This window comes from Pontibacterium sp., from assembly GCF_041587635.1.
Lineage (GTDB): Bacteria > Pseudomonadota > Gammaproteobacteria > Pseudomonadales > Balneatricaceae > Pontibacterium.
Genome location: NZ_JBFGYC010000724.1, coordinates 1 through 1,486 on the forward strand (window position 1 = coordinate 1; position 1,486 = coordinate 1,486).

General features: G+C 48.5%; 1 protein-coding gene. It reads right to left on the minus strand.

Translation table 11 applies throughout. From position 1 onward, the window contains the following. Positions 1-244: 244 nt before the first annotated feature. Positions 245-1,486: tyrosine--tRNA ligase (gene tyrS, locus ABYW01_RS21150; RefSeq protein ID WP_372836561.1), on the minus strand; the 1,242-nt coding region annotated here is incomplete at its 5' end.

The following is a 1,486-nucleotide window of genomic DNA, read 5'->3' on the forward strand; positions in this document are numbered from 1 at the left end:
AAGGGGTTATTTCAGCAGTCTCGCGATCCGTTTGCTGTCCGAAGAAGCTGTTGTCTCAAGCGAGGAGGCGCATTCTACAGACCTCAGTATGGGGGTCAACAGCCTTTGTTAAAAAACTTCAAAAAAACGTAAAAAAACCTTAAAACGGCTAAAAAACCATCAACCCTGATCAAATAACACACAAAACAAAGCATCAGACACAAAATAGGCGCCTGACGGCGCCCTTTTTAGGGTGCAAAATACATTAAACGGTCAGCAAACAATGTTTTTTCTTACCGACCTTAACCATAAAGTACGTACCGAACACGGATTGCTCTCCAACAAAGATCTCAGCAGCCTTCATATTGTCTTCCACGCCATATGCGGTGCCATTTACTACAACGGCGTTACGCTGCAGAGCATCCTTAATCTGCTTGCCTGAATTTGCCATACCCGCATCAACCAAAACTGTCGTCAGCGGAGTTTCAGCCAACTTCTCACCATAAGAGGCCTGAAGATTCATGGAAGGCAATCCATCCTGACTCAATTGTGCATAATCACTTTCGCTAAGATCAGCCAGATCACCGGAGAACAATGCCTGCGTGATTCGCTCCGCGGCTGCAAGCCCCTGATCACCATGGACCAGACACGTTACTTCACGCGCCAACACACCCTGAGCCTCAGGACGTCCCTGGCGCTCAGCATCTTCTGCTTCGATACGTTCGATCTCGCCAACAGGCAGGAAGGTAAAGTAACGCAAGAAACGATACACGTCCGCATCCGCTGTACCCAGCCAGAACTGATAGAACGCATATGGTGAGGTTTTTGCCGCATCCAGCCAGATTGTGCCGGATTCTGTTTTACCAAACTTGGTACCATCGGACTTAGTAATCAGCGGCAGTGTCAGGCCAAATACCTGATTACCATTTTTACGACGAGACAGTTCGATACCACCGGTGATGTTACCCCACTGATCAGAACCGCCGATCTGCAACGTTACGCCGTGCGCTTCATTGAGCTTCTGAAAGTCATACGACTGCAGGATCATGTAGGTGAATTCGGTAAAGGAGATACCCTCGCCTTCGCGATCGATACGCTGCTTAACCGATTCTTTTGCAATCATCTGGTTAACAGAAAAATGCTTACCTACGTCACGCAGAAAAGTCAGCACATCAACATTCTGGGTCCAGTCAAGATTGTTCACAACCTCTGCGCTGTTAGCGCCGGATTCGAAATCGATAAACTGGCTAACCTGTGCTTTGAGTTTCTCCACCCAGTTGGCAACCACATCGTCTGAGTTCAGCTTACGCTCCTGAGCTTTAAAGCTTGGATCACCGATCAGGCCCGTCGCACCACCCACCAAGGCATAAGGCTTATGGCCATATTCCTGAAAACGCTTGAGCGTTAGCAGTGGTACCAAACTGCCAATATGCAGGCTGTCAGCCGTCGGGTCAAAACCGCAATAGAGAGACACATTGCCTTCTGCCAGATGTTTTTCCAGTTCGTC